We start from the raw sequence: 23,499 nt of genomic DNA, 5'->3' as shown, positions 1-23,499 counted from the left end.
GGACCTGCATGTGTACGACTACAGCAAGATGCCGAACGGCCACTACGCGCGTTCGCTGACCGGCGTCGACCGCTATCACCTGATCACGCTCGATCGCACCGCGGACGATCCGCGCGCTCAACTCGTCGCCGGCAATCACCCGGTCATGACGGGGCTGTGGGTGCCGGCCGGCGACCTGGGCCCGGTCCGCTACCCCGGCGTGCACATCGGCAACCTGAAGGAGAGCGTGCGCAGCGACCCCCTGCAGGCGTCGTTCGAACGGTACGCGGCGCGCTCGCCCGGCTGCCACTTCTTCGGCGGGGGCTGGCACCTGGTGCCGGGCGTGGACGAACGCGGGCACGGGCACATCACGCTGCACGAGTCGCAGTCGGTCTACCGCAGCAGCGGCTGCGGGTTCGGGATCATGTACCCGTACCAGCGCCAGCAAGCCCTTTCCGGACGCATGTGGCAAGGCCCGCTCAACGGTTGCCCGATCTACACCGAGGCCCTGCCGCCCGACCTGGCGCTGCCGGGCGTCGTGCGCACCCACGACTACTCGGAAATGCTGCACCTGCCGCCGCCGCTGTCCCACGCCGAGCGCCACGACCTGGTGTCGCGCGCGCAGAAGTACTGGGACCAGGATGCAGCGCGCATCGCCGCCGGGCTCGGCCTGGAATTGCGCCCGGCGCCCACCGGCCGCGTCGCGTCGCTCTACCGCAAGCACGTGGTCGCGCACCACGCGCGCCTGAAGCTGCGGCGCCAACTCAGCCGCGTCAAGCAGGCGCTGATCAGCTGATCGTCACACCCCGCCGATGCTCACCTTCAAGGTCTCGGAGCGCATTCGCGCTCTGCTCAGAAAGACGGCGCTCATCGGCAGCGTGGAGGCGCTGACGATCCTGATTTCCGCCGCCGCCGGCCTGCTGATCGTCAATGTGCTGCCGAAGGAAGACTACGCCTTCTATACCGTCATCATCGCCTGCATGACCATGGCCGCCGGCATCACCGACATGGGGCTGGTCCATTGCACCATGCCGATCGTCGGACAGCGGTCGAACGAGGTGTATTGGGTGCTGGGCGTGTCCAGGCGGGTGTTCCGGCGTCGCTGGGCGCTGCTGGCGGCGGGCAGCGTGTTCATCGTCCCTTACTGGTGGTATTTGGTCCACCAGCACCACTGGCTGGCCATGGACTACATGGCCGCCTCGCTGGTGACGGTGGGCACGTTGATGCTGATCCTGCACGAGAACTTCCTGTCTTCGATGCTGGTCATTCTCAACCGCGTCTCGCAGCTGACGCGGCCGAGGCTGTACGCAGCCATCATCCGCGGCGTCGCCACCTGCCTCGTGCTGGTGCCGTTCGCCACGAAGTCGGTCACGCTGCTGCAGCTGGCCAACTTGCTGCCCATGGTGTTCCTGGTGGTGGTCTACAGCATCTACCTGAAGAACGACATGCGCGGCGGTCAGCCGCTCACGCGGCAGGAGCGTGCGGACGTCGACAGCAGCATCACGAAGATGGCGCGGCCGCTGTACCTGTCGGCCATATTCTTCCAGTTCCAGGGCATCGTCACGATCTTCCTGGTGTCGCTGTTCAGCACCACGACCGTGCTCGCCGAAGTGGGCGCTTCCGGGCGGCTGGCGATGCTGCTGACCATCGTCGACCGCGTCGCGGGCATTCTGTTCTTCCCTGCGCTGGCCAGGCTGCCGGCCGGCTCGCAATTGACCAGCATGGTCCTGCGCGGGCACGCGGCGTATCTGGGTGTGCTGGGCCTGGCATTGCTCAGCGCGGTCTTCCTGCCGCAGTACTGGGTCTTGCTGCTGGGCAGCAAATACGAAAACCTCGAGCCGCTGCTGTGGATGGTCTTCCTGACGGTCTTCTTCATGAATGGCGCGCAGTTCTGCTTTCTCACGATGGCCTCGCGCGGGCATACCAGCCGCCAGACGGCGACCATTCCGGCGGTGGTCTCGGTGCAGATCGCCTACCTCGCGCTGTTCGGCGCGGCCGACCTCAAGGCCGTGCTGGGCTTCAGCGTCGCCACCGCCTTCGTCCACTTCGCCTACCAGTACTCGCTGCTGCTCAGCCGCATGTACAAGGGACGCTACCGGCACGATCCGGATGCCGACGTGCCTGCGCAGGAGCCGCGCCCGGCACTGCCCGATTGAACCGGGTTTTCGCCCGCCTTCAGATAAGCGGCGTCGGCCGCATCGGCCGCTCGAAGTAGTCGCCCAGGGTCTCCAGGGCCTGCGGATCCAGGATCCGCAGCCAGCCACGGTCGATGCGGTGCAGGCCCATGTCGTGCAGGCGGCGCAGCGTCTTGTTGGTGTGCACGAGCGACAGGCCGAGCGCATCGGCGATGTGCTGCTGCTGGAACGGGAATTCCACCCAGCCCTCATGCTCCAGGCCCACGCGCGAGGCACGCCTGTACAGGTGCATCAACAGCATGGCCACGCGCTCGGTGGCGGTGCGGCGGCCGGCGGTCACCAGGTTGTCGTCCACCAGCTTTTCCTCGCGCGCAGCCAGCCAGGTGATGTCGTAGCCCAGCCGCGGCTGCGCCTGGAACATCTCCCACAAGTCGTCGCGGTCGAACACGCACAGGCTCACCTCGCTGGCGGCCTCCACGCCATGAGTGTGGCCATCGGCGAACTCGTCCTGCAGGCCGAGGAAATCGCCTGCCACGAGAAAGGACAGGATCTGCCGGCGCCCGTCGCTCAGGGTCTTGAAGCGAAAGGCCCAGCCGGAGTAGACGGTGAACAGGTGTGGGCTGGGCCTGTGCTCCTGGATGATGGTTTGTCCTGCCTCGATGATGCGGCTGCCCCGACGAAAGGACTGGATGACATCGCGCTGTTGCGCCGTCATGGGCTGGAACGCCGGATGCGTGCGCAGCGCGCATCGTTCACAGGGGCGCGGCCCTTCGGGCGGGCGGTTCGGCGCGGGTAGTTGCAGGGACTTCACCCGCCCAATATACGCAGCCGGCGTGGCCCGCGTGCATGTCTTTTTACATTTGAGGGTTGCGGCCGGCCACCTAGACTGGCCCGGCCCATGACGTCGCATGCCGAACCCCAGCTTTTTCAGTACTTCTATGCCAGCCAGCTTGCAGACGATGCCGGAACAGCCATGGTTCCGGCGATCCTGGCCCAGGTGCGGCGGGGAAATGCGGACCGCGGCATCACTGGCGTGCTGGTCTTCGACGGGCAGAGCTTCGTGCAGTACCTCGAGGGCCCCTCGCTCGCCGTGCAGGCGTTGATGTCGCGCATTGCGGACGATCCGCGCCACACCGCCTTGCGTGTGCTGCACCAGGGCGCCTTGCAACGAAGGCGCTGCATGCGCTACGAACTGGGCTACGCCGAGCCGACCGCCGACGGCGCGCTGCACGAATTGCTGGACGGCGACGAAGGCGAGCAGGCCCTGCTGCGCTTCCTGGCCCTGCGAAGCCGCTTCGACATCGAGGGCTGACGCGGGCGCGGTTGCCTCATGCCCCCGCGCCTGGCATCAGACGGCGTCCCAGGTGTAGGTGGCGCCGCAGCCGTCCCACGGCTCCATCACCATCCTCTGGCCGGCCGCCACCTCGAGCGACTCGCCGGGCCCGATGACGAGGTCTTCGCTGCCCCAGGTCGCGGTGGCGTCCCGCGTGACCCACACCCGGCCCTGGCGCACCTTCAGCACGCTGGCGCTGGAGGCGCGCAGCGTGATGGCCTGGCCGGCGTCGAGCCGCCATGCACCGCGGCGCACGGCAGGCGGGACGGCGCTCGGGCGGGCCAGGGTGGACAGGGGCGATTGGGCAACGGTGGCGGTCATGATGGGCTCCTTGGCGACTCTCCGGCGGCGCAGGAATTGCGCGATTCGGGAATGGATGATCCGGCGGCGACCCTTTCGCGTCCAATGAAAAGGCGCTAGCCTACTGATTCGCTTTCCGCATCAATCACCATGCTGCATTCCCAGACCCACCTGCGCACCCGCCCGATCGGCGCCGGCTACCTGCGCGCCTTCGAGGCCGTAGCGCGGCATCTGAACTTCCGCGCCGCCTCCGAGGAAATGGCCCTGACCCAGTCCGCCGTCAGCCGGCAGATCCAGTCGCTCGAGGAGGAAGTGGGTGTGGCGCTGTTCCTGCGCCACACGCGCGCGGTGGAGTTGACCAGCGCGGGTTCGCAGTTGCTGCTCGCGGTCCAGCAGTCGCTGCCGCGCATCGACGGCGCCGTGCGACAGATCCGGCAGAACGCCGGGCGCAAGAGCGTGGCGCTCACGACCTTTGCGTCTTTCGCATCGATGTGGCTCATTCCGCGGCTCGAGGCCTTCCAGCGCGACAACCCCGAGATCGACATCCGCATCGACGCCAGCGACGCGGCGGTCGACCTGGACGTGGCCGACGTCGACCTGGCCCTGCGCTACGCGCCGCCCTCGAACATGGCGAACGGCGCCATCCGCCTGTTCGGCGAGACGTTGACGCCCGTGGCCAGCCCCTGGCTGCTCAAGAGCAGCCCGCCCATCACCAAGCCGGCGGACATTGCCCACTTCACCCTGATCGAGGCTGGCGACGCCCATCGCACCCATCTGGAGTGGCTGACCTGGCGGCGCTGGTTCGACGACCACGGCCTGGCCCGCACCCAGCCCCGGCGCTGGCTGTATTTCAACTACGCCTACCAGATGGTGCAGGCCGCGCTCACCGGGCAGGGCGTGGTCCTGGCCCGAAGCTCGCTCGTTTCGGAGAGCCTGGCCAACGGCGACCTGGTGGAAGTTCTTCCGCACAAGCGCCTGGATTCGCCGATGGCCTACTGGCTCCTCACCGCACCGCGCGCCACGCTGCGGCCGGAGGTGCAGGCCTTCGCCGAGTGGCTGCAACTGCAGGCCGCCGCCACCCGCCAGACCATCGGCGAGGGGCTGGACCCGGACCTGGCCGACAACATCGACTGACGGCGCGCCTTCGGGAAAGCACCGAGCCGGTGAGCATTCCCCCGGCTGCTAATTCGCATTACCATTTTGATAATACGAATAAGCAAGCACCCAGATGCCCCGCGCGCCGCGCCTGACCCAACAGCACATTGCCCGCCTGGCCGGCGTCAGTCAGGCCACGGTGTCGCTCGTGCTCAACGGGGCAGATCCAGCCCTAGCGCGCATTCCCGCCGAGACGCGCGAACGCATCCAGAAAATCATCCGGGACACCGGCTACGTCCCCGACCCGATCGCCCGGCGCATGGCGCAGGGCGCCAACCGCATCCTGGGCGTGTTCACCTACGAGCCGGCCTTTCCAAGCGCCCAGGCCGACTTTTTCCTGCCATTCCTGTTCGGCATCGAGGAAGAGGCGCAGGCGCGTGGCTACGACCTGCTGCTGCTGACCGGCAGCCGCGGCGCGAACCAAGCCGGCGGCCGCAAGATCTTTGCCGAAGGCAACCGGCTGCGCCTGGCCGACGGCTGCCTCGTGCTGGGGCGGCACTTCGACCATGACGAACTGACCCGCCTCGTCGCGGGCGACTTCCCCTTCATGGCCATCGGCCGGCGCGAAGACGCCGGCGCGCCGGTGCCCTACGTGGGCGCCGACTACGCCAGCGCGACCTCGGCGCTGGTGCAGCAGGCGCGCGAACTGGGCCACCGCAAGCTGGCCTACCTGGGCGCGCTCGGTCCGGCCGAGTCGCCTGCCGATCGCTGGCGCGGCTTCCAGGCCGCCCTGGGCGCCGACCTCGAACTGGTGCTGCAGCAGCAAGACACCCGCGCACCGGATGGCGAGCTGCTCGACGCCGTCCGCGCCCGGGGCGCCACGGCGGTGTTCTGCGTCGAGCTGGCCGACGCGCTTCGGCTGGAGGCCGCCGCACGCGCGCGCGGCCTGGCGCTGCCCGACGACCTTTCCTTGGTGGCACTCGGCTCGCACGAGCGGGTCGAGGCCCATGCCACCCGTTTCGCGTCCTTTCTCATCCCGCGCGAACAGATGGGCCGGGACGCCACCGCCGCGCTGGTGCTGCGCATCGAGCGCGGCGCCGGACAACCCGTCCACCAATCCCTGCTGCCCTGCGATCCCATCCGCGGCGAAACCCTGGGCCCGGCGCCCCGCTGAGCAGCCCGACACGACACAACGAACCCAAGCATGCACAACCAAGAAATCAAGGCCGACATCCTGATCGTCGGCGGTGGCCTGGGCGGCGTGGCCGCGGCGCTGGGCGCGCTCGAAGCCGGCCGCACCGTGGTGATGAGCGAGGAATACGACTGGATCGGCGGCCAGCTCACCAGCCAGGCCGTGCCGCCCGACGAGCACACGTGGGTGGAGCGCTTCGGCGTCACGCGCCGCTACCGCGCCCTGCGCGACGGCATCCGCCAGTACTACCGCGACCACTTCCCGCTCACCGCGGCCAGTCGCGCCTGGGGCGAACTGAACCCGGGCGCAGGCTGGGTCAGCCGACTGTGCGCCGAGCCTCGCGTCGGCCTCGCCGTGCTCGAGGCCATGCTGCTGCCGCATCGCGGCGGCGGCCGGCTGCGCGTGCTCCAGCCGTACCGGCCGGTGTCGGCCGACACCGAGGGCGACCGGGTGCGGGCCGTCACGCTGCGCCATCGCGACAGTGGGCATGAAGTGACGGTCGAGGCGGCCTACGTGATCGACGCCACCGAGACGGGCGACCTGCTGCCGCTCACCGGCACCGAATACGCGGTCGGCTTCGAGAGCCGGGCCGATACCGGCGAGCCGAGCGCGCCGGCGCAGGCCCAGCCGGACAATGTGCAGGCCCTGTCGATCTGCTTCGCCCTGGACCACCTGGCCGGCGAGGACCACACCATCGCCAGGCCGCGCAACTACGACCACTGGCGCAACGTCCAGCCCGACTTCTGGGGCGGGCCGCTACTGGGCTTCAAGGCGCCGCATCCGCGCACGCTCGAGACGGTCGAGCGGTCCTTCACGCCCAATCCGGACGACGACCCGCTCCTGGTGGACGCCGACCAGCGCAAGGGTGGCGGCGACATGAACCTGTGGACCTTCCGCCGCATTGCCGCGCGCCGCAACTTCGTGCCGGGCAGCTACGCGTCCGACATCTGCCTGGTCAACTGGCCGATGATCGACTACCTGGAAGGCTCCATCCTCGATGCCACCGAAGAGGACAAGGCCCGCCACCTCCAGGCCGCGGCCGACCTGTCCTACTCGATGGTCTACTGGCTGCAGACCGAGGCGCCGCGGGCAGACGGCGGCCAGGGCTTCCCGGGCCTGCGCCTGCGCGGCGACGTCACCGGCACCACGCATGGCCTGGCGATGGCCCCCTATATCCGCGAGGGGCGGCGCCTGCTGGGCGTCACGCGCGTGGTCGAGCAGGACATGTCGTACGCCGTGCGCGGCGCGCAGGGCGCGGTGCGCTATCGCGACAGCGTGGGCGTGGGGATGTACCGCATCGACCTGCACCCGTCGACCGGCGGGGACAACTACATCGACGTGCCGTCCTGCCCGTTCGAGATCCCGCTGGGCGCCCTGCTGCCCCGGCGCATGACGAACCTGCTGGCCGGCGGCAAGAACATGGCCACCACCCACATCACCAACGGCTGCTACCGGCTGCACCCGGTGGAATGGAACGTGGGCGAAGTCGCCGGCATGCTCGCCGCCCACTGCCTGGACACCGGCCGCACGCCGCACCAGGTGCAGGCCGACGACGGCCACCTGGGCGAATTCCAGCGCTTGCTCTCGCTGGCCGGCGTCGAGATGCGCTGGCCCGTCGTCGAGGCGTACTGATCGCGCCGCGGAACCAACAAGACACCGAAGGAGACCCACCCATGAGCGCTCGTCCCCGTCAACTCCGCCCGCTCTCGCGCCTGCTGCGCGGCTTCGCCGGCGGCCTTGCCCTGGCATTCGGACTGGCCGGCGCCGCCGCGGCCGCCCCGGTCGAACTGCGCATGACCATCTGGAGCGGCAACGAGGCGCACCTGAAGCTGTTCAACGGCATCGCCGAGGATTTCAAGCGCACCCGGCCCGACGTCAGCGTGCGCTTCGAGACGCTGCCGTTCGACAACTACACCACCGCGCTGACCACGCAGATCGCCGGCGGCAATGCGCCGGACATGGCCTGGATCTTCGAGACCTCGGCCCACGACTTCGTCAACTCCGGTGCACTGTTCCCGCTCGGCAAGACCCTGGCCGCGACACCCGGGTACGCGCTGGGCGAGGTGGCGCCCAGCGCCACCGAGCGCTGGAGCAGGGACGGCATGCTCTACGCCTACCCCTTCTCCACTTCGCCCTTCGCCGTGTTCGTCAACAACGACCTGATCCGCCAGGCCGGCGCGAAGACGCCGGCAGAACTCATCGCCGCCGGCCAATGGACCTGGCCCAACGCCATCGCCTCGGCGCAGGCCGTGGCCGCCAAGGAGGGCAAGGGCGGCCTGGTGGTGCGCGATTTCAACTTCCAGGCGTGGCAGTTCCTGTCGTCGGTGTGGAACGGCTGGGGCGCCGCGCCGTGGAGCGCGGACGGCAAGCGCTGCACCTTCGCCGACAAGCCGATGGTCGACGCCCTCACCTTCGTCCATGACGCGGTCTTCGTGAAGAAGGCCATGCCCGGTCCCGGCCAGAACGTGGACTTCTTCGCCGGCAACGCGGCCATGACCATCACCCAGATCAGCCGCGCCTCGCTGCTGCCGAAGGAGCAGCCGTTCGACTGGGATCTGGTGCCCCTGCCGCGCGGCCCGGTGGGCGACTACGCGCTGGTCGGCCAGGCCGGCATCGGCGTGCTGCGCGCCAGCCGCCATGCCGAGCTCGCGGCGCAGTTCGTCGCCTTCATGACCAACCCGGAAAACTCCGCGCGCCTGGCGCAGTTCTTCCCCTCGGCGCGCAAGTCGCTGCTCAATGCCGAGGTGCTGGCCAAGACCAACGCGCGGCTGACGCCGGCTCAACTGGACAAGGTCGTGGTCACCGGCATTGCGACCGGCGGACTGATGCCCGGCCACGCCGGCTTCGCCCGACTGCAGCAGATGGTGCGCGCCGGGCTCGACCCGGTGTGGCAGCCAAGCGCCGACATCGCGGCCGCAACCAAGGCGATCTGCGCTCAGATCGATCCGCTTCTCGCTCGCTGATGCGCCACCCGGCTGCCCCCCGCATGTCCGACCCTCGCGCCACCGCAGGTCCGACCCGGAACGGCCATCGCGCCGTGCAGCCGCGTCGTCCGTTCTGGACGCTGGCCCGGCGCGAAGCCGTGGCCGGCGGCCTGTTCGCGCTGCCGCAGCTCGCCGGGGTGCTCGTGTTCGTGCTGGTGCCGCTGGCGTTGGTGTTCTGGTATTCGCTGCACGAATGGAACGTGCTGGCCAACACGTTCGAGTACACCGGCGCGGACAACTACCGCGCGCTGGCCCAGGATCCCACGCTGCCGGCCGTGCTGCTGGCCTCGGCAGTCTTCTCCGTCGGCCTGGTGGCGCTCAACCTCAGCCTGGCGCTGCTGCTCGCGGTGCTGCTCAACCAGCGCCTGGCCGGCATTGCCGTGTTTCGCACGCTCTTCTTCTCGCCCGTGGTGGTCTCGCTGGTGGCCTGGACCATCGTGTGGGGCTTCCTGCTGCAGCACAACGGCGGCATCAACGGGCTGCTGCGCCTGGTCGGCGTCGACGGCCCCAACTGGCTGCGCACACCCGTCGGCGCGATGGCCTCGGTCGTCGTGGTGCAGGTGTTCAAGAACGTGGGCCTGAACATGGTGCTGTTCCTGGCCGCGCTGCAAGGCGTGCCGCGCGAGCTGTACGAGGCCGCGCGCATCGACGGCGCCAGCGCCTGGCGACAGTTCCGCCGCATCACGCTGCCGCTCATCAGCCCGACCCTGCTGCTGACGTCCATCATCACCGTGGTCGGCTCGCTCCAGGTGTTCGCGCAGATCGCGGTGCTGACCCAGGGCGGGCCGGGCAATTCGACGACGGTGCTGGTGTACTACCTCTACCAGCAGACCTTCCAGTTCCATCGCTTCGGCTACGGCGCCACGCTGGCCGTGGTGCTGTTCGGCATCGTCGCGCTGCTGACGCTGGCGCAATGGCGCCTGCGGCGGCGATTCGTCTTCCACGAGCAATGATGCACGACCGGATCTCCCCGCGCACCCAGGTGGCCCTGTACGGGCTGCTCTGCCTGCTGCTGGTGCCTTTCGTCTTTCCGACCTGGTGGATGGTCACCTCGTCCGTGAAGCCGATCAGCCAGATCTTCGCCTTTCCGCCGCAGCTATGGCCCACGCATGCGGACTGGAGCAGCTACAGCCAGGTGTTCACGCTCCAGCCGTTCGTGCGTCAGTACTGGAACTCGGCCTGGATCGCTGCGGCGGTCACCCTCGGCACGCTGGGCGTGTCGTCGATGGCCGGCTACGCCTTTGCCCGCATCCGCTTTCCGGGCGCCAACGCGCTGTTCGTGTTGGTGCTGACCGGCTTGCTGATCCCGTCGGAAGTGACCATCGTCCCCCTGTTCCAGATGTTCCGCGCACTCGGCATGGTCAACACGCACTGGCCGCTGGTGCTGATTCCGGTCTTCGGCGCACCGTGCGTGTTCGCCACCTTCGTGATGCGCCAGTTCTTCATCACGCTGCCGGCCGAGCTCGAGGAGGCGGCTCGAGTGGACGGGCTGGGACGCTTCAAGATCTTTCGCACCATCGCGCTGCCGCTCGCGCGGCCGGCGCTGGCCTCCGTCGCCATCTTCACCTTCCTGCACAGCTGGAACCTGTACCTGGAGCCGATCGTGTTCATCTCGTCGCCCGAGTTGTTCACCCTGCCGCAGGCGCTGACCCAGTTCACGGACGCCTATGGCGGCCCGATGTGGAACATCCAGCTGGCGGCCGCCACCCTCACCGCCCTGCCTGTGCTGCTGGTATTCGTCGTCGCGCAGAAGCAGTTCATCGAAGGCCTGGCGCACACCGGGCTCAAGTGAGCCTTCTCATCTTCCTGAACAAGAACAATGGCCGCAGTCGAGTTGTCCCAGATCCACAAGCGCTTCGGCGGCACCCAGGTGCTGCGCGGCATCGACCTGGACATTCGCGACGGCGAGTTCATCGCGCTGGTCGGCCCGTCCGGCTGCGGCAAGTCGACCCTGCTGCGCCTGCTGGCCGGATTGGAGAGCGTTTCGCAAGGGCGCATCGCCATCGGCGGACGCGACGTGACCGAGCTGGATCCGAAGGACCGCGACATCGCGATGGTCTTCCAGAACTACGCGCTCTATCCGCACATGACGGTGGCCGCCAACATGGCGTTCTCGCTGGAGCATCGTGGCGCGCCGCGTGCGCAGATCGACGAACGCGTGGCCTGGGCCGCGCAGATCCTGGGCCTGTCGGCTCTGCTCGAACGCTATCCGCGCCAGCTCTCGGGCGGGCAGCGCCAGCGGGTGGCGATGGGCCGGGCGATCGTGCGCGATCCGCAGGTGTTCCTGTTCGACGAGCCGCTGTCCAATCTGGACGCGGGGCTGCGCATCGTGATGCGCAGCGAGATCAAGGCGCTGCACCGGCGCCTGGGCACCACCATGGTCTACGTGACGCACGACCAGGTCGAGGCGATGACCATGGCCGACCGCATCGTGGTGCTCAACGCGGGGCGCATCGAGCAGGCCGGCGCGCCGCTGGAACTGTTCGACCGGCCCGCCAACCGCTTCGTCGCCGGCTTCATCGGCTCGCCCGCGATGAACTTCCTGCCGGGGCGTTGCGCGGCGCACGGCTTCGAGACCGAAGGCGGGTTGCTGCCGCTGTCGCCCGGCCTGCCTGCGGCGGCCTTCGGCCGTCCTGCCAGCTACGGGGTGCGGCCGGAGCACTTCGAGCGGTGCGGGGCGGGCGAAGGTGTGGGCGCTCAGGTCCGGAGCGTGGAACCGCTGGGCTCTGACACCCAGCTCACCCTGCGTGTCGGCGACACCGACGTGGTGGCGCTGTTCCACGAACGCATGTCGCCCGCGCCGGGCGACATGCTGCACCTGCGGCCCAGGGCGGAGAACGTGCACCTGTTCGACGCGCAAAGCGGACAGCGCCTCTGACCGCGGCGGGTGCCCGCTCTCTCGCGCCCGGTCAAGAGCACTTGAAGCGGAACGCGCCGATGTAGTTGCTGCCGTCGTTGAGCAGGGCGCGATAGGTGCCCACGATCGCATAGGCGCCGGGGCTGTCCTCGGCGATCTGGACGGCGGCTCCGTAGCTTGAGCCCAGGTAGTTGTCGGTGATCGCCACCGTGCCCGGACGATCCCTGACGATCGTGTTGATCGCCAGGCTGCCGCTGCTCGAAGCCGATACGTCGATGCTTCCATTGACGGTGGCGCCATCGGCGCCGAATGACAGCGTCATGTTGCCGGTGGCGCTGCCGTATGCAGCACTTGCGCCGCTGGCGCGCGACGGCGCCGTGAGCGCGCTGGGCGTGCAGGCGAACGTGCCCGAGGCCGGCATCGATGGCAGCACGTTGAACACCAGGTAGTGGAAGGCGCGCCCGTCCTTGCCGTCCAGCTGGTGGATGCCGCTCGAGTTGGTGGCGGCGCCCGAATGCCAGCGGCCCATGGCAAAGTGCTTGTCGCCAGCGATCTCGCGCACGGAGCGGGTGGTGGTCAGCGAGTCGGTCAGGACGTTGCCGTCGATGTCCACCACCGCGCCGTCGTCGAGCTGGTCGAGCGTATCGAGGGCTCCGAACGTCTGCGAGCCGGTGCCCACCACGTGAAAGCGCGGCCAGCTGGCGCGCTCGTACTTGGCCGAGATTTCCCCGGTGTTGTTGTCATCGTCGCCGCCGATGCCCGGAAGGTCGTTGATGCTGGTCGGCACATCGGGCAGCAGGTCGCTCCCATTGCCGCCGCAACCCGCCAGCAGCAGGCCCACGCTCGTGCACACCGCCGCCAGCGCGCTCTTCTCGACGTTCAGTTTCATGGTTGTTCTCCCTCTCGTGTCAAAGAAAAACTGCCCCGTAGGGCAGTCGTGATCGAGGGCCGGAGGCGCATGCCCGGGCAGCCGCCTCGCGGGCCCCAGGGCATTCTTGACGCCCCGGGCGGGGCGGAGAGTCAACAATGGTGAAACGCCGGCGCCGGGCGATGGACGCGCAGCCGTCGCGTGATGGAATGCGCAGAACCGCCGCTCGCAGAGCGAGCCCCCGGGCGGCACGGAAAGGGGTGCGCGCTCAGCCCAGCGGCCAGACCACGCCTTCGTCGTTGAGGATCGCGTCCAGCGGCACGTCGTGCGGCTGCGGCTCCAGGGACTCGACGAAACCGTTGGCGAACCCCAGGCCGACCGTCACCGGCCGGGGCTCGAGCGCCGCCAGGGTGCGGTCGTAGAAGCCGCCGCCGTAGCCGAGCCGGTAGCCGCCCGTGCCGTAGCCCACGCACGGCACGAACAGCAGGGTCGGCACGACGAGCTCGGTGTCCTTCGGCTTGGGAATGTCGTAGGCATCCTCCTCCATCGGGCATCCGGGGTACCAGGCATGAAAGGTCAGGGTCTTGTGCACCCGGTCCATGACCGGCAGGCCGATGCGGCGCCGGGTGGCCTGGCCCTGCAGTTCGCCGTCCTCCTTCCAGCGGTGCAGCGCCGGCAAGGGGTCGAACTCGCCCTTGATGGGCCAGTAGGCGCCGATCACCGTGTCCTCGCGCCCGACCAGCCAGATGCGCATCACGCGCTGCAGCAGGTCCGACCGGGCAAGGCGGTCGCCCATGTTCAGGCGCTGTTCGATCAGTGCGGCGCGCAGCTGATTCCTGAGAAAGGTGGTCGTGCTCGATGGTTCGGCGGCCGGTGTCTTGTCCATAATGCCCCAATGCAGTTGCAAGGCATTTTGGCACCAGGGCGAGCCCGACTTCTGGCGACAGTGGTCTGGGGCGTATTTCTTTGCACGGGCGCGCAGGCGCAGCAGTCGGGCGCCGAAGACGCGCTGCTGCAGATGAAGCAGGCCTACCAGCGCGGCGACAAGGCGACCCTGGCGGCGCTGTTGCCGCAGGTGCAGGGACACCCGCTGGAAGCCTGGGGCGCCTATTGGGAACTCAAGGCGCGGCTGGCGGAGGCCAGCCCGCTGGAGGTGCAGGACTTCTTCGCCCGCTACCGCGGCAGCTACCAGGAAGACCGCCTGCGCAACGACTGGCTGCTGGTGCTGGGCAAGCTGCGCGACTGGGACGGCTTCCTGGCCGCGTACCCCGCCTTCCGCATGCGCGACGACCGCGAGGTCCGTTGCTACGCCACGCTGGCCAGCGCCCTCAAGGGCCAGCCCGTCAGCCGCGAGATGGCGGCCGAGGTCCGCACCGACTGGCTCGCGCAACGCGACGCCGACGACGGCTGCCTGACCGCCGCCGAACTGCTGCTGGCCAACAACCGCCTGTCGCCCGACGACGCCTGGATGAAGGCCCGCCAGGCCATGGAATCCAAGCGCTCGCGCGCGGCACGCGACGCGGTCAACCTGGTGGCGCCCGATGCGCTGCCGATGTTCGACCAGCTCAACGCCAACCCCGCCAGGTTCCTGTCCGGCCGCGCGGTCGTCGCCGCCCGCGCCAGCAAGGAAATGGTGGTGCTGGCGCTCATCAAGACGGCCGTGTCCGACCCCGACGTGGCGGCCCGGCAGCTCGACAGCAAGTGGAGCCCCATGCTCAGCGCCGAGGAGCGCAACTGGCTGTGGGGCGTGATCGGTCGGCAGTCGGCCATGTCGCTGTCGCCGCAGGCGCTGGGCTATTTCGGCAACGTCACCCGGGTGAAAGACCTCAGCGACGACATGCTGGCCTGGAAAGTCCGCAGCGCCCTGCGCATGGGCCAGTGGCGCGACGTGCAGCCGGCCATCGAGGCCATGGACGCCGAGACGCAGCGCGAACCGGTGTGGGTCTACTGGAAGGCCCGCGCGCTCATGCAGCGTGGCGGCGACATGCGCCGCGAGGAAGCGCGCGAGCTCTACCAGTCCATCGCCGGCACCGGCGGCTTCTACGAAATGCTGGCGCTGGAGGAGCTGGGCCAGCGCAGCGCGGTCCCGACCCCGCCGGCGCCGCTGACGGAGCAGGAGCGCCAGGCGGCACGCCAGGACCCTGGCCTGCAGCGTGGCCTGTTGGCGATCAACCTCGGCCTGCGGTCCGAGGGCGTGCGCGAGTGGAACTACACGGTGGCGCTGCACACGCCCGGCGGCATGAGCGACCGCGAACTGCTGGCCGCCGCCGACCTGGCCTGCCAGTACCAGGTATGGGACCGGTGCATCAATACCAGCGAACGCACCAAGGGGACGGTGGACGTCCAGCAGCGCTTTCCCATGCCGTTCCACGACGCGGTCATCGGCCAGAGCCGGGCGATCGGCCTGGAGCCGGCCTACGTCTACGGCCTGATCCGCCAGGAAAGCCGCTTCATCATGAGCGCCCGCTCCGGCGTCGGCGCCTCCGGCCTGATGCAGGTCATGCCGGCCACCGCGCGCTGGACGGCGCGCAAGATCGGCCTGGCCGGCTTCACGCCCGACCAGATCTACGAGCGAGACACCAACATCCTCATCGGCACCAGCTACCTCAAGCTGGCACTGGACGATTTCGAGGACTCCATGCCGCTCGCAGCCGCCGCCTACAACGCCGGCCCGGGGCGGCCGCGCGCATGGCGCAACGGCCCGCCGGTGGAGGCCGCCATCTGGGCCGAGAACGTGCCCTTCAACGAGACGCGCGACTACGTCAAGAAGGTGCTCGCCAACACGACCATGTACGCGGCCATCATCAGCGGCCAGCCGCAGTCGATCAAGGCGCGGCTGGGCACCGTCGGCCCGCGCCCGGCCAGCGACCCCGAACCGAACAAGGACCTGCCATGAGCCGCCGTGCGGAGGTTCCGTCGGGGGCTCGCGCCACGGGCGCGACGGCGGCGCGATGAGCGAAGGCGTCTGGGCGACGGTCACCGCCACCGTGGCGGCGGAGTTCGCCGACGTCGACGACGTCGAGCACTTCACCCGCGTCGCGGTGCGCCTGCTGATGGCCGGCGCGCTCGGCTTCGCACTGGGTTTCGAGCGCGAGACGCAGGGCAAGGCGGCCGGCGCGCGCACCCACATGCTGGTCGCCATGGGCTCGGCGCTGTTCGTGCTGGCACCGCAGTTGTCCGGCACCAGCATCGCCGACATGAGCCGCGTGGTGCAGGGCCTGGTGGCGGGCGTGGGCTTTTTGTGCGCCGGCGCCATTCTCAAGAACAGCAGCCGCGAGCACGAGGTGCGCGGCCTGACCACGGCCGCCGGCATGTGGATGACGGCGGCCATCGGCATGGCCTGCGGCCTGGGCCGCGAGACCACCGCGATCATCGCCACCGTGCTGGCGCTGGTGGTGCTCGGCCTGGTGCCGCACTTCACGCACGGCATCAGCGGCATCATGGGCGAGGCCGACCGGACGCGGCCGGCAGGCGATGACGACGCGGCGGCTCCCCCGCCTGCCCCGCCCGGCGACGATCGACGCTGACCGGCTCACCGGCTCCCCGCGGATGCGCCCGGCGCATCAATGGCGGGCCGAATGCGCATCACCGGGCACGCCGTCTGCGGCTAGCATCTGCCCTCGCGCCAACCGGACGTCCGATCTGTGCGCAACATCCCCGGAAAACACACAGAACCGCCATGCTCAAGCTCTACATCGGCAACAAGAACTACTCGTCATGGTCCATGCGGGCCGGCGTCCTGATGGCACAGGCCGGCATCGCGTTCGACGAGGTGTGGGTGCCCTTCGACGCGTTCGCCGAAGGATCCGAGTTCAAGCGCACGATGGCGCCGCTGTCGCCTACCGCGCAGGTACCGCTGCTGGTCGACGGCGAGCGCCGCATCTGGGATTCGCTGGGCATCGCCGAATACCTGGCCGAGCGGTTTCCCGAACTGCAGTTGTGGCCCGCGGACGCCGGCGCGCGCGCCGTGGCGCGCAGCATCTGCGCCGAGATGCACGGGGGCTTCCACGCCTTGCGCAGCCATTGCCCGATGAACATCGAGGCCGACCTGTCGCTCCAGGGCGGTCTGGTCTGGCGCGACCGGGCCGACGTTCGCGCCAACGTGGAGCGCATCGTCGCCATGTGGAGCGAGCTGCTTGACCGGCACGCGGCCAGGCACGAGCACGGGATGCTGTTCGGGCGCTTCTGCATTGCCGATGCCTACTACGCACCCGTCGTGATGCGCCTGGCCGGCTACGCGCTGCCGGTGCCGGCGGCCATCCGGGAGTACATGGCGCGGGTCCAGGCCCTGCCGGGCGTGAAGGCCTGGATCGAAGGCGCGCTGGCGGAGAAGCAGTTCGTCGCGTTCGACGAGCCCTATCGGCTCGCCCGCTGACGCCCCGCCTCCCGCACCGCCGTCAGAAGCGGTAGGTCAGTGCCACGTAGGGCACGATCGGGTCGAGCTTGAGCTTGGTCTCGCTCGTGGCCAGGGTCCGGCCGGTCACGCTGGTGGTGGTCAGCTTGGCGGTGGTCTTGAGCGGGATGTACGACACCGACACGCTCACGCCCCAGTGCTGGTCGAACTGGTAGCTCGCGCCCAGGTTGAACACCGGCGCGAAGGAACTGTCCAGATCGGCCGAGGTGCTGGCCGCGCCCGGCGGCACGTGCAGCAGGCCATTGACCGCGCCCTGCATGCCCGGCGTGAGATTCACGTCGCTGTACCAGACGTAGGTGACGCCCAGGCCAACGTAGGGGCGGAAGGCGGCATTGCCTTCGTTGAAGTAGTACTTGCCCAGCAGCGTCGGGCTCCATTGGCGGGCGCTGCCGAGTTCGCCGATCGGGCCGAGCGAGCCGGCGCCCTCGAGCTTGAACTTCGGCGGCACGCCGACCACGCCCTCGACTGCCCAATGGCTGTCGACGAAGTAGACGGCGTTCATGCCGAAGGTGTCCGCGTTGCCAACGCTGGCGCCCGAGCCCGGCACCACCTGGTGCACCGGCGAGGTGATCGAGAGCGGGTCGCTCGAATCCTGCGGAGCGAAGTGAAGCCAGCCGGCACCGACGACCCAGTCGCCGGCCTGTTGAGCCATGGCGTGGGCCGAGCCAAGCGCTGCCAGGGTGGCCAGCGCGACATGTCGCATTTTCATCGTGTTGTTTCGTCTTGGATGAGATGGGGAAAGTGCGAACACGCAAAACAGCCACGCCAGGCATTTCATGAAGAGCCATGCGGCGCGAACCGCTGCGGCCCCGGGCGCACTGCAATGGCACGCCCTAAACTCTCCCTATGCAAATCTACCTGGTCGGCGGCGCCGTGCGCGACCGCTTGCTCGGGCTGCCGGGTTCCGACCGCGACTGGGTGGTGGTCGGCGCGACGCCCGAAACAATGACGGCGCAGGGCTTCCTGCCCGTCGGACGCGATTTTCCCGTATTTCTGCATCCCGTAACGCGCGAGGAGCACGCGCTGGCCCGCACCGAGCGCAAGAGCGCCCCGGGCTACCGCGGCTTCGTGGTGCATGCGGCGCCCGACGTGACGCTCGAGCAGGACCTGTCGCGCCGTGACCTGACCATCAACGCCATCGCGCTGCCGGCCGCGGCGGTGCCGCCCGACGGGGCCGCCGCCCTCGACACGGCGCGGCTGATCGATCCCTTCGGCGGCCAGCGCGACCTGGCGGCGCGCGTGCTGCGCCACGTCACCGGCGCGTTCCGCGAAGACCCGGTTCGCATCCTGCGCCTGGCGCGCTTCGCTGCGCGCTTCGCCGATTTCCGTGTCGCGCCGGAGACAATGGCGCTCATGCGCGAGATGGTCGAGGCCGGCGAAGTCGATGCGCTCGTGCCCGAGCGGGTCTGGCAGGAACTGGCGCGCGGCCTGATGGAGCAGCGCCCCTCGCGCATGTTCGAGGTGCTGCGCGAATGCGGCGCACTGCGCAAGCTGCTGCCCGAGGTCGACCGCCTCTGGGGCGTGCCGCAGCCCGAGGCACATCACCCCGAGGTCGATACCGGCGTGCACCTCATGCTCGTGCTCGATCTTGCCGCGCGGCTGCAGGCGTCGCTGCCCGTGCGCTTCGCCTGCCTGATGCATGACCTGGGCAAGGGCACCACGCCGCCCGACGCGCTGCCGCGCCATATCGGCCACGAGCAGCGCAGCGCGAAACTGCTGCAACGGGTGTGCGAGCGCTGGCGCGTGCCGCTGGAACTGCGCGAACTGGCCGACGTGGTGGCGCGCGAGCACGGCAACATCCATCGCAGCGCCGACCTGGACGCCGCCGCGGTGCTGCGCCTGCTCGAGCGCTGCGACGCCATCCGCAAGCCGGGGCGCTTCGCCGAGGCACTGCTCGCCTGCGAATGCGATGCCCGCGGGCGCCTGGGCCTGGAAGGGCGGCCGTACCCGCCGCGCGCGCGGCTGCTCGCAGCGCTCGACGCGGCGCTGGCGGTGCAGACCGAACCCCTGGCGCTCGCGGCGCAGGCGCGCGGCGCCCAGGGCCCTGCCATCGGCGCCGCCATCCGCGAGGCCCGCACCAAGGCCGTGGCAAGGGCGCTCGAAGATGCAGCCCGCGCGCCCTGAACCCCTCGCGCGGGCCCGAACGTCAGCCGTTGGATGACGTGTTGTTACCGGTGAGTCTGCTAAGGTTTACCCGTGATGTCCAAGCAACCGCCTCCCCCCGGCCTGACGCCGGACGACGCCCTCTTCCTCGACTTCGACGGCACGCTGGTGGCCATCGCCGAAACGCCCGAAGCCGTCGAGGTGCCCGGCGGCCTGGTCGCCCTGCTCGGCGACCTGCACGACTGGCTCGGCGGCGCGCTGGCCGTGGTGTCCGGCCGCCAGATCGACACCCTCGACCGCTTTCTCGCTCCCCTGCGGCTGCCGTCCGCCGGAGAGCATGGCGTGCAGCGGCGCGACGCCGAAGGCCACATGCGCGAACAGCCGCCACCAGACCTGGTCCCGATCCTCGAGGTGGCCAACCAGCTGGCCGGCGCACATCCCGACCTGCTGGTCGAACGCAAACACGCGGCCGTCGCCCTGCACTACCGGCGCGCGCCTCATCTGGAAGCGCTGTGCCGCCAAGTGCTGACCGAACTCATCGCATCGCGGCCCCAGCTCGAACTGCTGCACGGCAAGGCCGTGTTCGAAGTCAAGCCGGCCGGCATCCACAAGGGCATCGCCATTGCGGCCTTCATGCAAGAGGCGCCCTTCGCCGGCCGCCGGCCCGTGTTCGCGGGCGACGACACCACCGACGAGCACGCCTTCGCGGTGGTGCAGCCGCTTGGCGGCATCGCGGTGAAGGTCGGCAGCGGGACCACGCTGGCACACCATCGCCTCGAATCGACGAGAGCGGTGTTCGAATGGCTCGCCGCCGCCTCGCCCGCCAGCCTGCGCGGCAGCGGCGCGGCCGGCCCCGCGGCCGATTCCAGCGACTCCAGGACGACCGAATGAACGACAGCACCGCAACGCCCGCGACCGAAACCCCAGGCATTGCCGCATCGTCCGACCCTTCGCCCGAACGTTTCGTGCCACCGGCGGCGCCGTCGCTGTCGGTCGGCGTGATCGGCAACTGCGCGTTCAGCGCCGTGGTGGATGCGCGCGCACGCATCGTCTGGTGCTGCCTGCCGCGCTTCGACGGCGACCCGGTCTTCAATGCGCTGCTCGACCCGCGCGAGAACGCGAGCGCCTGGGCCATCGAGCTGGAGGACTGCGTACGCAGCGAACAGCACTACGAGCCCAACACCGCCGTATTGCGCACGCGCCTGTACGACAGCACCGGCCAGGCCATCGAGGTGTGCGACTTTGCGCCGCGCTTCTTCAGCCGCTCGCGCTATTTCCGGCCGCTGTCGATCGTGCGCCGCGTCAGGCCCATCGCCGGCGCGCCGCGCATCCGGGTCACGCTGCAACCGCGCTTCCAGTGGGGCGAACTGGCGCCGACGCTGACCCGCGGCAGCAACCACATCCGCTACGTCGGCCCCGAATTCACCCTGCGCCTGAACACCGATGCGCCGGTTTCGCACATCCTGTCGCGCCAGCCCTTCGTGGCCGCGCGCGAATACAACTTCCTGCTCGGCGCCGACGAGACCCTGACCGACGGCATCGCCGACACGGCGCGGCACTTCGAGCAGGAAACCATCTCCTACTGGCGCACCTGGAGCAAACGGCTGCACATTCCCTTCGAATGGCAGGACGTGGTGATCCGGGCGGCCATCACGCTCAAGCTCTCGCTGTTCGAGGACACCGGCGCCATCGTCGCGGCCATGACCACCAGCATCCCCGAAGCGCCGGGCAGCCAGCGCAACTGGGACTACCGCTACTGCTGGCTGCGCGACGCCTTCTTCGTCGTGCGCGCGCTCAACTCGCTCAGCGAGGTGGGCACGATGGAAGACTATTTGCGCTGGCTCACCAACGTGGTGGTCGGCTCGCACGGCGAGCACATCCAGCCGCTGTACGGCATCGGCCTGGAGCGCGAACTGCCCGAATCCTTCGTCGAGAACCTGCCCGGCTACCGCGGCATGGGGCCGGTGCGCGTGGGCAACCAGGCGCAGGAACACTTCCAGCACGACGTGTACGGCAACATCGTGCTGGGCGCGGCGCAGGCCTTCCACGACCACCGGCTGCTGCGCCGGGCCGGGCGCGCGGACTTCGCCCACCTGGAGGCGGTCGGCGAGCAGGCTGTGCGCGTGTATGGCACGCCGGACGCCGGCATGTGGGAGCTGCGCACCCGCGCCCGGGTGCACACCAGTTCGGCACTGATGAGCTGGGCCGCCTGCGACCGCCTGGCCAAGATCGCGGTGGCGCTCGAGCTGCCCGAGCGCGCCGCCTACTGGCAGGGTCACGCCGACCGGATGCGCGAGGAAATACTCGACCGGTCCTGGAGCGAGGAGCGCCAGGCCTTCGCCGAGAGCTTCGGGGGCAACGAGCTCGACGCCAGCATCCTGCTGATGGTCGAAGTGGGCATCATCGACGCCCGCGACCCACGCTTCGTGTCCACCGTCGACGCCATGGAAAAGACCCTGTGCGACGGACCCTACATGCGCCGCTACGAGGCGGCCGACGATTTCGGCAAGCCCGAGACCGCCTTCAACATCTGCACCTTCTGGCGCATCGACGCGCTGGCCAAGATCGGCCGCAAGGCGCAGGCCCGCGAGATCTTCGAGACCATGCTGGCGGCGCGCAACCCGCTCGGCCTGCTGTCCGAGGACACGCACCCGGTCACCGGCGAGATGTGGGGCAACTTCCCGCAGACCTACTCGATGGTGGGCATCATCAACGCAGCGGTGCGCCTGTCGGCACCGTGGGAATCGGCCATATGAGTCATCGCACCGCCAACGCCGGGGCGCCCCGCCCCGCCCCCGCACCCACTGACACCGAGGCATTGCAATGAGCCGGCTCGTCGTCGTCTCCAACCGCGTGGCCGACCCGCGCAAGGCCGCCGCCGGCGGCCTTGCGGTGGCCGTGGGCGATTCGCTGCAGCAGACCGGCGGCATGTGGTTCGGCTGGAGCGGCACGGTGGTCGAGGACGGCCCCACCGGCGAAGGCGAGCTGCACCAGCAGCAGGCCGGCCAGGTGCTCCTGGCCACCATCGACCTGTGCCGCGACGACCACGACAGCTACTACCTGGGCTACAGCAACAACGTGCTGTGGCCGGTGTTCCACAACCGGCTCGACCTGGCCTCGTTCAGCGCCGGCTACGTCACCGGCTACCGGCGGGTCAACCAGCTGTTCGCCCGCAAGCTCATGCCGCTGCTGCAGCCCGACGACATCGTCTGGGTGCACGACTACCACCTGATCCCGCTGGCGGCCGAACTGCGCGCCATGGGTTGCCGCAACCGCATCGGCTTCTTCCTGCACATTCCGCTGCCGCCGCAGATCATCTTCGCGTCCATCCCGCAGCACGACTGGCTGATGCGCTCGCTGTTCGCCTACGACCTGGTGGGCTTCCAGGCGCGCCAGGACGTGCAGCATTTCGAGCACTACGTGCGCAACGAAGCCGGCGGCCAGCCGCTGGGCGACGACCTGTTCCAGGCGTACGGCAGCACGCTGCGCTGCGCCGCCTTCCCGATCGGCATCGACGTGGACGAGTTCGAGGCGCTGACGCAGGCGCGCGACGCGCGCGAGATGTTCGAGACCATGCGCCGCGAGTACTCCAACCGGCGCCTGCTGGTGGGCATCGACCGGCTCGACTACTCCAAGGGCATCCCGCAGCGGGTGCAGGCGTTTCGCGAGCTGCTGGCGCACTACCCCGAGAACCGGCGCAGCGCCACGCTCATCCAGATCGCATCGCCCACCCGCGAGTCGGTCGACGCGTACGGCGACATCCGGCGCGAACTCGAAGCGCTGTGCGGCGCCATCAACGGCGACTATGGCGAACTGGACTGGATACCGGTGCGCTACATCCACCGCGTGGTGGCGCGGCGCAGGGTGCCCGGCCTGTGCCGCGCGGCGGCGGTGGGCCTGGTGGCGCCCCTGCGTGACGGCATGAACCTGGTGGCCAAGGAATACGTGGTTGCGCAGGATCCGGAAGACCCCGGCGTGCTGGTGCTGTCGCGCTTTGCCGGTGCCGCCGAGCAGCTGAAGGAAGCCCTGCTGGTCAACCCGTACGACGTGCATGGCACCGCCGAGGTGATACAGCACGCGCTGAGCATGCCGCTCGAGGAGCGGCGCGTTCGGCACCAGCGCCTGCTGGCGCGCATCCGCCAGTACGACGTGCACTGGTGGCGCAACACCTTCCTGGACGCGCTGCGCAAGGCACCGGCCGAGCAGCGGCCGCCCCGCTCCTGATGCAGCCCTGAGGCG

The 23,499-nt window shown here is 69.4% G+C and carries 22 protein-coding genes; 17 read left to right on the top strand and 5 right to left on the bottom strand.

From position 1 onward, the window contains the following. Together VES41_RS09005 and VES41_RS09000 are read left to right on the top strand one after the other, a co-directional pair. Positions 1–775: hypothetical protein (locus tag VES41_RS09005; protein WP_324815743.1), on the top strand; the 775-nt coding region annotated here is incomplete at its 5' end. A 16-nt stretch (positions 776–791) separates the two neighbouring features. After that, positions 792–2,135, top strand: a complete 1,344-nt coding sequence (locus tag VES41_RS09000) for a hypothetical protein (RefSeq protein WP_324815740.1) — start codon at positions 792–794, stop codon at positions 2,133–2,135. A 19-nt stretch (positions 2,136–2,154) separates the two neighbouring features. Here VES41_RS09000 and VES41_RS08995 read toward each other — a convergent pair whose 3' ends face one another. After that, positions 2,155–2,829, bottom strand: a complete 675-nt coding sequence (locus VES41_RS08995; protein WP_324815738.1) for a Crp/Fnr family transcriptional regulator — start codon at positions 2,827–2,829, stop codon at positions 2,155–2,157. 183 nt (positions 2,830–3,012) lie between these two features. On the opposite strand from VES41_RS08995, the gene VES41_RS08990 reads away from it, so the two are divergent. Beyond that, positions 3,013–3,426: a BLUF domain-containing protein gene (locus tag VES41_RS08990; protein ID WP_324815735.1), complete on the top strand. Its 414-nt coding sequence runs from the start codon at positions 3,013–3,015 to the stop codon at positions 3,424–3,426. Between the two features lie 36 nt (positions 3,427–3,462). Here the strand turns inward: VES41_RS08990 and VES41_RS08985 are convergent, their stop codons facing one another. Next, entirely contained in the window at positions 3,463–3,768 is a 306-nt protein-coding gene (locus tag VES41_RS08985) for a DUF2917 domain-containing protein (RefSeq protein ID WP_324815733.1), read from the bottom strand. A 129-nt stretch (positions 3,769–3,897) separates the two neighbouring features. Here VES41_RS08985 and VES41_RS08980 point away from each other — a divergent pair, with 129 nt between their 5' ends. From VES41_RS08980 to VES41_RS08950, 7 genes are all read left to right on the top strand, one after another. Beyond that, on the top strand, positions 3,898–4,881 hold the full coding sequence (locus VES41_RS08980; RefSeq protein ID WP_324815730.1) for a LysR substrate-binding domain-containing protein: 984 nt from the start codon (positions 3,898–3,900) through the stop codon (positions 4,879–4,881). Between the two features lie 94 nt (positions 4,882–4,975). Further along, positions 4,976–6,016, top strand: coding sequence for a LacI family DNA-binding transcriptional regulator (locus VES41_RS08975; RefSeq protein WP_324815728.1), 1,041 nt, complete (start codon positions 4,976–4,978; stop codon positions 6,014–6,016). 30 nt (positions 6,017–6,046) lie between these two features. Then, on the top strand, positions 6,047–7,666 hold the full coding sequence (locus tag VES41_RS08970; RefSeq protein ID WP_324815725.1) for an FAD-dependent oxidoreductase: 1,620 nt from the start codon (positions 6,047–6,049) through the stop codon (positions 7,664–7,666). A gap of 41 nt (positions 7,667–7,707) precedes the next feature. Beyond that, positions 7,708–8,997, top strand: coding sequence for a sugar ABC transporter substrate-binding protein (locus tag VES41_RS08965; RefSeq protein ID WP_324815722.1), 1,290 nt, complete (start codon positions 7,708–7,710; stop codon positions 8,995–8,997). A 23-nt stretch (positions 8,998–9,020) separates the two neighbouring features. Then, positions 9,021–9,971: a sugar ABC transporter permease gene (locus tag VES41_RS08960; protein WP_324815720.1), complete on the top strand. Its 951-nt coding sequence runs from the start codon at positions 9,021–9,023 to the stop codon at positions 9,969–9,971. Next, entirely contained in the window at positions 9,971–10,810 is an 840-nt protein-coding gene (locus tag VES41_RS08955) for a carbohydrate ABC transporter permease (protein ID WP_324815717.1), read from the top strand. The genes VES41_RS08960 and VES41_RS08955 overlap by 1 nt, the downstream gene beginning before the upstream one ends. Positions 10,811–10,837: 27 nt before the next feature. Further along, complete coding sequence (locus VES41_RS08950; protein WP_324815714.1) at positions 10,838–11,896, top strand: sn-glycerol-3-phosphate ABC transporter ATP-binding protein UgpC; 1,059 nt, start codon at positions 10,838–10,840, stop codon at positions 11,894–11,896. A gap of 31 nt (positions 11,897–11,927) precedes the next feature. On the opposite strand, the gene VES41_RS08945 is transcribed toward VES41_RS08950, so the two are convergent. Both VES41_RS08945 and VES41_RS08940 read right to left on the bottom strand, forming a co-directional pair. After that, a complete protein-coding gene (locus VES41_RS08945) occupies positions 11,928–12,764 on the bottom strand; it encodes a hypothetical protein (protein ID WP_324815711.1) in 837 nt (278 codons plus the stop codon). A gap of 247 nt (positions 12,765–13,011) precedes the next feature. Further along, complete coding sequence (locus VES41_RS08940) at positions 13,012–13,629, bottom strand: 5-formyltetrahydrofolate cyclo-ligase (RefSeq protein ID WP_324815709.1); 618 nt, start codon at positions 13,627–13,629, stop codon at positions 13,012–13,014. Between the two features lie 9 nt (positions 13,630–13,638). On the opposite strand from VES41_RS08940, the gene VES41_RS08935 reads away from it, so the two are divergent. From VES41_RS08935 to VES41_RS08925, 3 genes are all read left to right on the top strand, one after another. Further along, complete coding sequence (locus VES41_RS08935; protein ID WP_324815707.1) at positions 13,639–15,639, top strand: lytic transglycosylase domain-containing protein; 2,001 nt, start codon at positions 13,639–13,641, stop codon at positions 15,637–15,639. A gap of 55 nt (positions 15,640–15,694) precedes the next feature. Then, on the top strand, positions 15,695–16,270 hold the full coding sequence (locus VES41_RS08930) for an MgtC/SapB family protein (RefSeq protein WP_324815705.1): 576 nt from the start codon (positions 15,695–15,697) through the stop codon (positions 16,268–16,270). Positions 16,271–16,422: 152 nt separating this feature from the next. After that, on the top strand, positions 16,423–17,118 hold the full coding sequence (locus tag VES41_RS08925; protein ID WP_324815702.1) for a glutathione S-transferase family protein: 696 nt from the start codon (positions 16,423–16,425) through the stop codon (positions 17,116–17,118). A 22-nt stretch (positions 17,119–17,140) separates the two neighbouring features. Here VES41_RS08925 and VES41_RS08920 read toward each other — a convergent pair whose 3' ends face one another. Next, positions 17,141–17,866 (bottom strand): OmpW/AlkL family protein, encoded by a 726-nt coding sequence (locus VES41_RS08920; RefSeq protein ID WP_324815699.1) that lies wholly within the window; start codon positions 17,864–17,866, stop codon positions 17,141–17,143. 137 nt (positions 17,867–18,003) lie between these two features. Here VES41_RS08920 and VES41_RS08915 point away from each other — a divergent pair, with 137 nt between their 5' ends. The 4 genes from VES41_RS08915 to VES41_RS08900 all read left to right on the top strand — a co-directional run bounded on the left by VES41_RS08915 (position 18,004) and on the right by VES41_RS08900 (position 23,484). After that, positions 18,004–19,281, top strand: a complete 1,278-nt coding sequence (locus VES41_RS08915) for a multifunctional CCA addition/repair protein (protein WP_324815697.1) — start codon at positions 18,004–18,006, stop codon at positions 19,279–19,281. Positions 19,282–19,356: 75 nt separating this feature from the next. Next, positions 19,357–20,151 carry a trehalose-phosphatase gene (gene otsB / locus VES41_RS08910; RefSeq protein WP_324815695.1) on the top strand — a complete coding sequence of 265 codons (795 nt, stop codon included), beginning with the start codon at positions 19,357–19,359 and terminating at the stop codon, positions 20,149–20,151. Further along, on the top strand, positions 20,148–22,016 hold the full coding sequence (locus tag VES41_RS08905) for a glycoside hydrolase family 15 protein (protein WP_324815692.1): 1,869 nt from the start codon (positions 20,148–20,150) through the stop codon (positions 22,014–22,016). Before otsB ends, VES41_RS08905 begins: the two co-directional genes overlap by 4 nt. Positions 22,017–22,083: 67 nt before the next feature. Then, entirely contained in the window at positions 22,084–23,484 is a 1,401-nt protein-coding gene (locus tag VES41_RS08900) for an alpha,alpha-trehalose-phosphate synthase (UDP-forming) (RefSeq protein WP_324815690.1), read from the top strand. Positions 23,485–23,499 lie beyond the last annotated feature (15 nt).

Source organism: Variovorax sp. (assembly GCF_035634955.1).
GTDB lineage: Bacteria > Pseudomonadota > Gammaproteobacteria > Burkholderiales > Burkholderiaceae_C > Variovorax.
Note: the sequence above shows the minus strand (reverse complement) of the source record. Positions and strands in the feature narration are given on the sequence as shown.

Excerpts from the sequence above, each read along its gene's own strand:
- VES41_RS08955 (WP_324815717.1), top strand. The coding sequence starts at position 9,971 with ATGCACGACCGGATCTCCCCGCGCACCCAGGTGGCCCTGTACGGGCTG.
- VES41_RS08915 (WP_324815697.1), top strand. The coding sequence starts at position 18,004 with ATGCAAATCTACCTGGTCGGCGGCGCCGTGCGCGACCGCTTGCTCGGG.
- VES41_RS08940 (WP_324815709.1), bottom strand. The coding sequence starts at position 13,629 with ATGGACAAGACACCGGCCGCCGAACCATCGAGCACGACCACCTTTCTC.
- VES41_RS08945 (WP_324815711.1), bottom strand. The coding sequence starts at position 12,764 with ATGAAACTGAACGTCGAGAAGAGCGCGCTGGCGGCGGTGTGCACGAGC.
- VES41_RS08950 (WP_324815714.1), top strand. The coding sequence starts at position 10,838 with ATGGCCGCAGTCGAGTTGTCCCAGATCCACAAGCGCTTCGGCGGCACC.
- VES41_RS08965 (WP_324815722.1), top strand. The coding sequence starts at position 7,708 with ATGAGCGCTCGTCCCCGTCAACTCCGCCCGCTCTCGCGCCTGCTGCGC.
- VES41_RS08975 (WP_324815728.1), top strand. The coding sequence starts at position 4,976 with ATGCCCCGCGCGCCGCGCCTGACCCAACAGCACATTGCCCGCCTGGCC.
- VES41_RS08985 (WP_324815733.1), bottom strand. The coding sequence starts at position 3,768 with ATGACCGCCACCGTTGCCCAATCGCCCCTGTCCACCCTGGCCCGCCCG.
- VES41_RS08970 (WP_324815725.1), top strand. The coding sequence starts at position 6,047 with ATGCACAACCAAGAAATCAAGGCCGACATCCTGATCGTCGGCGGTGGC.
- VES41_RS08930 (WP_324815705.1), top strand. The coding sequence starts at position 15,695 with ATGAGCGAAGGCGTCTGGGCGACGGTCACCGCCACCGTGGCGGCGGAG.
- VES41_RS08935 (WP_324815707.1), top strand. The coding sequence starts at position 13,639 with ATGCAGTTGCAAGGCATTTTGGCACCAGGGCGAGCCCGACTTCTGGCG.
- VES41_RS08905 (WP_324815692.1), top strand. The coding sequence starts at position 20,148 with ATGAACGACAGCACCGCAACGCCCGCGACCGAAACCCCAGGCATTGCC.
- VES41_RS08900 (WP_324815690.1), top strand. The coding sequence starts at position 22,084 with ATGAGCCGGCTCGTCGTCGTCTCCAACCGCGTGGCCGACCCGCGCAAG.
- VES41_RS08990 (WP_324815735.1), top strand. The coding sequence starts at position 3,013 with ATGACGTCGCATGCCGAACCCCAGCTTTTTCAGTACTTCTATGCCAGC.
- VES41_RS09000 (WP_324815740.1), top strand. The coding sequence starts at position 792 with ATGCTCACCTTCAAGGTCTCGGAGCGCATTCGCGCTCTGCTCAGAAAG.
- otsB (WP_324815695.1), top strand. The coding sequence starts at position 19,357 with ATGTCCAAGCAACCGCCTCCCCCCGGCCTGACGCCGGACGACGCCCTC.
- VES41_RS08995 (WP_324815738.1), bottom strand. The coding sequence starts at position 2,829 with ATGACGGCGCAACAGCGCGATGTCATCCAGTCCTTTCGTCGGGGCAGC.
- VES41_RS08980 (WP_324815730.1), top strand. The coding sequence starts at position 3,898 with ATGCTGCATTCCCAGACCCACCTGCGCACCCGCCCGATCGGCGCCGGC.
- VES41_RS08960 (WP_324815720.1), top strand. The coding sequence starts at position 9,021 with ATGTCCGACCCTCGCGCCACCGCAGGTCCGACCCGGAACGGCCATCGC.
- VES41_RS08925 (WP_324815702.1), top strand. The coding sequence starts at position 16,423 with ATGCTCAAGCTCTACATCGGCAACAAGAACTACTCGTCATGGTCCATG.
- VES41_RS08920 (WP_324815699.1), bottom strand. The coding sequence starts at position 17,866 with ATGAAAATGCGACATGTCGCGCTGGCCACCCTGGCAGCGCTTGGCTCG.